At 68.5% G+C, this 7266-nt stretch carries 10 protein-coding genes; 2 read left to right on the top strand and 8 right to left on the bottom strand.

Features of this window, described 5'->3' with window-relative positions:
- Positions 1–53: 53 nt before the first annotated feature.
- Positions 54–398 (bottom strand): DUF6482 family protein, encoded by a 345-nt coding sequence (locus tag HPA02_RS17785; protein WP_146804546.1) that lies wholly within the window; start codon positions 396–398, stop codon positions 54–56.
- 131 nt (positions 399–529) lie between these two features.
- On the bottom strand, positions 530–1180 hold the full coding sequence (locus HPA02_RS17780; protein ID WP_146804545.1) for a DUF1826 domain-containing protein: 651 nt from the start codon (positions 1178–1180) through the stop codon (positions 530–532).
- Positions 1181–1345: 165 nt separating this feature from the next.
- On the opposite strand from HPA02_RS17780, the gene HPA02_RS17775 reads away from it, so the two are divergent.
- Positions 1346–2221: a DMT family transporter gene (locus tag HPA02_RS17775; RefSeq protein WP_146804544.1), complete on the top strand. Its 876-nt coding sequence runs from the start codon at positions 1346–1348 to the stop codon at positions 2219–2221.
- A 16-nt stretch (positions 2222–2237) separates the two neighbouring features.
- Here the strand turns inward: HPA02_RS17775 and HPA02_RS17770 are convergent, their stop codons facing one another.
- The 4 genes from HPA02_RS17770 to HPA02_RS17755 form a co-directional block, all read right to left on the bottom strand.
- Positions 2238–2504, bottom strand: a complete 267-nt coding sequence (locus tag HPA02_RS17770; protein WP_146804543.1) for a hypothetical protein — start codon at positions 2502–2504, stop codon at positions 2238–2240.
- A gap of 85 nt (positions 2505–2589) precedes the next feature.
- Positions 2590–3963: an ATP-binding protein gene (locus HPA02_RS17765; RefSeq protein ID WP_146804542.1), complete on the bottom strand. Its 1374-nt coding sequence runs from the start codon at positions 3961–3963 to the stop codon at positions 2590–2592.
- Entirely contained in the window at positions 3960–4640 is a 681-nt protein-coding gene (locus tag HPA02_RS17760; RefSeq protein ID WP_146804541.1) for a response regulator, read from the bottom strand. The genes HPA02_RS17765 and HPA02_RS17760 overlap by 4 nt, the downstream gene beginning before the upstream one ends.
- Before the next feature lie 140 nt (positions 4641–4780).
- Entirely contained in the window at positions 4781–5260 is a 480-nt protein-coding gene (locus HPA02_RS17755) for a C40 family peptidase (protein WP_146804540.1), read from the bottom strand.
- An 88-nt stretch (positions 5261–5348) separates the two neighbouring features.
- On the opposite strand from HPA02_RS17755, the gene gloA reads away from it, so the two are divergent.
- Positions 5349–5882, top strand: a complete 534-nt coding sequence (gene gloA / locus HPA02_RS17750; RefSeq protein ID WP_146804539.1) for a lactoylglutathione lyase — start codon at positions 5349–5351, stop codon at positions 5880–5882.
- Between the two features lie 83 nt (positions 5883–5965).
- Here the strand turns inward: gloA and HPA02_RS17745 are convergent, their stop codons facing one another.
- Together HPA02_RS17745 and HPA02_RS17740 are read right to left on the bottom strand one after the other, a co-directional pair.
- Positions 5966–6349: a DoxX family protein gene (locus HPA02_RS17745; protein WP_146804538.1), complete on the bottom strand. Its 384-nt coding sequence runs from the start codon at positions 6347–6349 to the stop codon at positions 5966–5968.
- A gap of 174 nt (positions 6350–6523) precedes the next feature.
- Positions 6524–7266 (bottom strand): metal ABC transporter substrate-binding protein (locus tag HPA02_RS17740; RefSeq protein WP_146804537.1); only part of this gene is annotated, 743 nt, incomplete at its 5' end.

Below are 7266 nucleotides of genomic sequence, written 5' to 3'. Positions count from 1 at the left end.
CCCGCCGATCCGGCCGGATCGGCGGGCGCCGCTCGTCGAGGCGTTGAAAAAACCTAACGGAAGGCGATGCGGGTGCCGTAGGTGAGCATCTCGTCCGGCGTGATCGGCTTGCCCGGTACGCCGATCATCTCGTCGCCGCACTGGTCGGCGCAGGTCAGCACCCCATGGGTCAGGCCCAGGTCGCCGAGCAGGTCGCGGATCTCGCCGGTGCCCATAAAGGTGCGCACCTTGCCGTGCTCGTCTACCAGGTCGGCGACGCCGTGGGCATGGTGGAAATGCACGGTGTAGATGCCATCCAGGGACTCCACCTCGACGATGGGGGAAAAGCCCTGGTGCAGGGCCTGGCCAAGCTGCTTGTAGGTCAGCTTGCGGCAGTCGGTCAAGTCGATGGTGCTCATCTGCTACCTCGTGGGAAAGGTTGGCCTTGTACAATAAGGGTAGAATATCGCATGGCCCTGTCTAGGAGATTTCCGCGCCATTCCGAGGCTTTGTACGACATCCAGACTTTTTGTATCGGTATTGTATAGATCTATCCCGGGTCCAGGGCCAGCAGCAGCCGCGGCTCGCCGGGCGCCGGCTGGGGGCTACGGTGCACCAGGCCGCGGCCCTCGTTGCCGATCCACCCCTCGCCCTTGAGCAGGGCGATATCGCCGCACCCCAGGCGGCGAATCGATTGGGCATCGCGCAGGGGATCGGGCTTGTCGGGGCGCGGCGCCCCCAGGCCGGCTCGCTCGACCGCCGACTCCGGCAGCCACTCGCTGCCGGGCCCGGCATAGGTGCTGACCAGCCGCACCGCCAGGTTATCCACATGGAAGCGCGGGCACATGGCACCCTCCAGGCGCTGCAGGCGCACGCCGATGGTCTCGGTATCGAAGAGGTAGGCCATGGCCTCGCAGATCAGGGCGATGTCCTCCACCAGGGGCCCGGCCCGCTCCGGCCGTGGCAGGTGGCCGAGCAGGTCCTCGGCCAGGGCATCGCCGACGCCGCCCCGCCAGCGCCAGTCCAGGCGTCGCGCTTCCTCGAGCTGGGCCGCCACGCCGGCCGCAAGTGAAGGGTCCAGTCGGCGGCGCATCACCGCCAGGTTGGTGTCGTCTTGGAAGATCTTCGGCAGGATCTCGATGGTGTCGCCGAAGGCGGCCTGGGGCGGCGAGGCGGCGAGCGTGGTGGCCGGCAGGGACATGGGGACCTCGTCTCTCGGGATGAAAAAGCAACTATATAACATTGCTTTCGTGGGGGCTGGCAAGCCCGGCCGCCGCTCGAGGCCTGGGAGGCATCGCCCCGCGGGCGAGAGTCGGGTAGAGTCGGTGTGTTAATTATTCAACAACTGGGGTAAGGAGGAGCGGCGATGTCAGCGTCCTTGAAGGGCATCCTGTGGATGTGTGCCGGGGTCTTCTGTCTCTCGGTGGGGGACGCCATCTCCAAGTGGTTGGGTGAGGTGCACTCGCCGGTGCAGATCATCTTCTTCCGTACCCTGGTGTCGCTGCCGCTGATCGCCCTGATCGCGCGTTTCTACGGTGGCCTGCGCAAGCTGACGACCCGGCGCCCCGGGGTGCACCTGGTGCGTGGCCTCTTCGCCACCGGCACCATGCTCTGCTTCGTCTTCGGCCTGACGCTGCTGCCTCTGGCCGAGACCACCGCCATCGCCTTCGCCGCCCCGCTGTTCGTGACCCTGCTCTCGGTGCCCCTGCTGGGCGAGAAGGTGGGGCGCCTGCCGCTGGTGGCGGCCCTGGTGGGCTTCCTCGGGGTGCTGGTGGTGGTGCGCCCCGGCGGCGCCGGCTTCGAGGTCGGCGGCCTGGTGGTGGTGGGGGCGGCGCTCTGCTATGCGATGCTGATGATCACCGCGCGGCGTTACGGGGTCCGCGAGTACCTCTGGGCCATGGTCTTCTACGTGACCCTGGTGCCCCTGGTGGTCACCGGGGTCCTGTTGCCCTGGGTGTGGCAGGTGCCGGCCCCGCTGCACTGGCTGGGCTTTCTCGGTGCCGGGATCTTCGGGATCGGCGCCATGGCCTGCATCACCCTGGCCTTTCGACATGCGCCGGCGGCCCTGGCGGCGCCCTTCGACTACACCGGCATGCTCTGGGCGGTGCTGCTGGGCTGGTGGATCTGGGGCGAGATTCCCGACGCCTGGGTCTTCGCCGGCTCGGCCCTGATCATCGGCAGTGGCCTGGCGATCGCCTTCCATGAGCGCCGCACCAGCCTCAAGCGCCGGCCGAGCTCCTGACGCGGACCCGCCGCCTTCAGGCCAGCAGGTGAAAGCCGGCGAAGACGACCAGGCTGGCCAGGCTCAGGTCGCCGAGGGCTTCCAGGGTCTCGCCCTCTCGCCAGCGGCAGGGGCCCAGCAGGGTGGCGGCGACGGCCCCCAGGCTGACCAGTCCCAGCGGCATCTCCACCGGCGGCCAGCCGCTGACGAGGCTACCCAGGGCCAGTAACCCCAGGCCGGCGATCACCAGCAGGCCAGTGCGGTACAGGGACGGGAGCGGCAGGGCGGCGGTCAGCGGCATCATGGTCATCTCTCCTAGGCGGTTGGGGCATGATCCCCAGCCTAGGGGCGCTCTCTTAACGGCGGCTTAAGGGCGCGTGACCGTTGCGTTACCGCCGCGGCAGTCGTGCCTCGGCGCGCAGCCCTCCCTCGGGGGCCTCTCTCAGCAGCAGCCGCCCGCCGTGGCGGTCGAGCAGGCGTTCGACGATGGACAGTCCCAGGCCGGCACCGGCGCCGGGGCCGGCGCGATGGAAGCGCTCGAGGACCCGCTCGCGCTCCTCGGCGGGGATGCCGGGGCCCGAATCGTCCACGCGCAGGATCAGCTGCTCGGGCTCGGCGATCAGCTGCACCCTGACGAGGCCGCCCGGCGGCGAATGGCGCAGGGCGTTGCCGACCAGGTTATGCACCAGGGTGGCGAGGGTGCCGGGCTCGGTGGGCAGTCGCCAATCCGCGGTATGGTCGGCGTGCAGGTCCAGCGTCTGCTCGCGCTCGGCGGCCAGCGGCGCGAGCTCGGCCAGTGCCTCGCGTACCTCGAGCAGCAGGTCCTGGGTCGGCCGTACGGGGCTGACCTCATCCGGGTCCAGACGCGCCAGGGTCAGCAGCTGGGAGACCAGCCGGGTGGCGCGGGCCACCCCGCCGCGCAGTTCCTCCAGCGCCTCGCGGCGGTCGCTTGGGCTGGCTGCGGCCAGGGCGTTCTGGGCATGCAGGTCGAGTACCGCCAGGGGCGTGCGCAGCTCGTGGGCGGCGTCGGCGATAAAGCGCTTCTCGCGCACCCGCAGGTTGCGCAGGCGCTCCAGCAGGCGGTTGAGGGCGCCGACGATGGTGTCCAGCTCACGGGGCAGCGGCCGTAGGGTCAACGGCTGCAGGTTGTGCGGGTCGCGCTGGCGGATCGCCGCGGCCAGGCGCGACAGCGGCCGCAACCCCCGGCCGGTGGCCCACCACAGCAATAGCATCAGCAGCGGCAGGCCGAGCAGGTCGGGGAGCAGGGTGCGCAGCGCCACCGCGCGGATCAGCTCGCCGCGCACATCGCTGCGCTCCGCCACCATCACGCGCCGTGACGACTCGGCCATGTCCAGCACATAGACGCGCCACTCGTGACCCGCCACCCGGGCGGTGGTGTACCCCGCTGGCCCCGTGGCGAGGGGCGCCGAGGGCGCGCTGGCGGAGCGCAGGACCAGCCGTTCCGCCTCCCATAGCTGGAAGGCCAGCTTGCTCTCGTACCGGTGCCCGGCCAGGCGCTTGTCCGACTGGTCGGCGCGCAGCAGGGCGTCTTCCAGGCTGGCCAACAGGGCGGCCCGCCGTTCGGGGGGCAGCGGTGCCTGGATCAGCCCCTCCAGCAGGCGAGCACTCTGGGCCAGGTTGGCATCATAGAGCTCCTCGATCTCATGGGCGGCATAGCGGTAGCTGACCAGGCCGATGATCAGCATGCTGACGCCGAAGACCAGCAGCACCAGGCCCAGGGTGCGGCGGCGGATCGAGGTCATGGGGCGCCGTCCCGGGGCGCCGGGTCCAGCACGTAGCCGATGCCGCGTACCGTGCGGATCAGCTCGGGGAACAGCTTGCGGCGCAGGTGATGGATATGCACCTCGATGGCGTTGCTCTCCACGTCCTCCTCCCAGCCGTAGACGCGTCGGGTCAGGGTATCGCGGGTGAAGACCCGCCCGGGATGCCCCATGAGCTCCTGCAACAGGGCGAATTCCCGGCGCGATAGTCGGACCGCCTCGCCATGCCGACTGACGCCGAGGGTGGCGGGATCGAGGCGGATGCCGCGGCACTCCAGGACCGGGCTGGCCTGGCCCTGGCTACGCCGCAGCAGGGCCCGCAGACGGGCCTTGAGCTCGGCCACCTCGAAGGGCTTGATCAGGTAGTCGTCGGCGCCGGCGTCGAGGCTGGCGATACGGTCGTCGACGGCATCCCGGGCGGTGAGTACCAGCACCGGCAGCGGATTGCCGTGCCGGCGGATGGCCTCCAGTACCCGCATGCCGTCCAGTCCCGGCAGCCCCAGGTCGAGGATGACCGCGGCGAAGGGTTCGTCGCCCTGCAGGGCACTCAACGCTTGGGCCCCGTCGGCCAGGTGATCGACGGTATAGTGTTCCGGCTTGAGGGCCAGGCGGATGCCCGAGGCCAAGCTGGGGTCATCCTCGACCAGCAGAATACGCATGGGGTTGTCGATTACCTCCTGTCGGGGCCGCTGGCGCCGGTACGCCGAGGCACTTCGGGCCAGGATACCTCAGGCAGCGGGGCCGGGAGGCGCGGCGGGGAAGTGTCGGTCACCCGGCTTATGGCAACCTTAACGGCGCCTCAGGGCGCCGGGCCGGCGGCGCCCAGGAAGCGCTCCTGCCAGTAGGCGATCTCCAGCGGCACCTGGGTGACCGCGCGACCGCGGCCCGGGGCATGGATCATCTGGCCGCGACCCACATAGATGCCCACATGGGTGGCCTTGCGGCGGTCGCCGAAGAACAGTAGATCGCCGGGGCGCGCCTCGTCGACCGCGGGCAGTCGGCGGTACTGGTCGTCGGCGGTGCGCGGCACCGGGATGCCGGCGGCGCGGTAACTGAGTTGTACCAGGCCGGAGCAGTCCAGCCCCCGGGGCGTATTGCCGCCGAAGCGGTAGGGGGTGCCCAGGGCCTGGCGGGCGCTGGCGAGGATCAGGGCGCGTTCCAGGGAGAGCGCGGGGGCGGCGTCACGCAGGGCCAGGTCGCGGCCTGCACAGCCGCTCAGCAGGGTCAGGCACAGCAGGAGCGTTATCAGGGCGAAGGCGCGTGGCGGGGCGAGGGGCATGGCCTGTCCTTCCTTGGCGGGGTTGAAAATCAGTCTAGCCAAACGCATCTGTTTTAGAATCACCCGATTAAACCACAGGGAGACTCCCATGAGCTTTAGCGGCGAGCAGCATCCCGGCGTCCAGGCGCCGACCCCGGAGACCGACGGCTTCCGGCTCAACCACACCATGCTCCGCGTCAAGGACCCGGAGCGGGCCCTGGCCTTCTACTCCCGGGTCTTCGGCATGCGGGTCCTGCGCCGCCTCGACTTCGAGGAGCTGCGGTTCTCCCTCTACTTCCTGGCGCGCCTCGAGGCGGACGACGCGGTGCCGGAGGACACCGGCGAGCGCACCGTCTGGACCTTCTCCCAGAAGGGCCTGCTGGAGCTGACCCACAATTGGGGCACCGAGGATCAGGCGGACTTCGCCTATCATGACGGCAACGCCGAGCCCCAGGGCTTCGGGCATATCTGCTTCTCGGTGCCGGACCTGGATGCCGCCGAGGCCTGGTTCGACGCCAATGGCGTGGAGTTCGTCAAGCGCTCCGACCAGGGCAAGATGAAGGACGTGGTCTTCGTCAAAGACGTGGACGGCTACTGGATCGAGGTTGTGGAGGCGGCCCGCCTGGCCAAGTTGGGCGCCTGAGCCTCTTCCTGCCGATAACGCAAACAACGGCGCCGCCCACTGGGGCGGCGCCGTCGTGTTGGTGGTTTGTATGGCTGGGCCGTTTAGGCGAAGCGCGGGTGGAGTACCGCCTTGCCGCCGCCGAGGCCGGCCTGTACCAGCAGGGCCAGGGTCCAGAACAGCGGGAACTCCCAGCCGCCACCCGGGTTGGAGAACAACCAGCCGTTGGCCAGATGGGGCACGGTGGCACCGATCAGCAGCGGCACCAGGGCCAGGCTCACCCAGCGGGTGTAGATGCCCAGGATCAGGGCCAGGCCGCCACCCACCTCGGCGAGGATGGTCAGGTAGGCGAAGATGGCCGGCAGTCCCAGGGAGTCGAAGAAGGCCACGGTGCCGGGAATGGTGAAGACGAAGATCTTCAACAGGCCGTGGGCCAGGGTCATGACGCCGAGGGAGAGACGCAACAGGGTGGTGGCATAGGCTTGCATGGCGGTTTCCTCTTGGAAGTTGTCAGGGAATGCCTGCAGTCTACTTGCTTTCTTTTTGTTGATAATCACCAAGAAAGGAATGTTATTGTTTCTTTTTGGTAAATAATCTGGCGGGTCGAGTGCAAAAAAAGGCGCTGCCGAAGCAGCGCCCAATCCAGCCAAACGCGTTGCCGATCAGTGGCTATGGCCATGATCCTCATGATGGTCATGGTCATGGTCATGGTCATGGTCATGGTCATGGTCATGGTCATGGTCTTCATGGCCGTGATCGTTATGCCCCGGCTCGGCCAGGGCGGCATGCAGGGTCGCGGCGTTATGGCGCATCATGCCCAGGTAGGTGCTGGCCTCGCCCTCCGCGGTGAGGGCATCGGCATAGAGGGTGCCGGCGATGGGCAGGCCGGTCTCTTCGGCGAGCTGGTTGATCACCGCCGGACTGGTCATGTTCTCGTGGAAGAGGGCGCGCACGTCCTGCTCGCGGATCACATCGATCAACCGGGCCATGTCGGCGGCGGAGGGTTCGGCCTCGGTGGAGAGGCCCACCGGCGACAGGAAGCGCAGCCCGTAGGCGTTGGCGAAGTAGCCGAAGGAGTCGTGGCCGGTGATCACGCTGCTGGCGGCGGGGATCTCGCCCAGCAGCTCGCGGATCTCGGCGTCGGTGGCCTCGATCTCGTTGATATAGCGCTCGGCATTGGCGCGGTAGGCCGACTCGTTGGCCGGGTCGCTCTCGATCAGGCCGTCGAGGATATTGCCCACATAGCCCCTGGCCCTGGCCAGGTCCTGCCAGGCATGGGGGTCATCGTCGCCATGGGCATGAGCGTCGTGGCCGTCATTGGCATGAGCATCGTGACCGTGGTCGTTATGGTCGTCGTGGCCATGGTCATCGTGACCGTGGTCGTTATGGTCGTCGTGGCCATGAT

Origin of the sequence: Bisbaumannia pacifica (genome assembly GCF_007989625.1) — a bacterium.
In the GTDB taxonomy this organism is placed as follows: Bacteria; Pseudomonadota; Gammaproteobacteria; order Pseudomonadales; family Halomonadaceae; genus Bisbaumannia; species Bisbaumannia pacifica.
The sequence above is the reverse complement of the archived record's forward strand: the minus strand, read 5'-3'. Positions and strand labels throughout refer to the sequence as shown.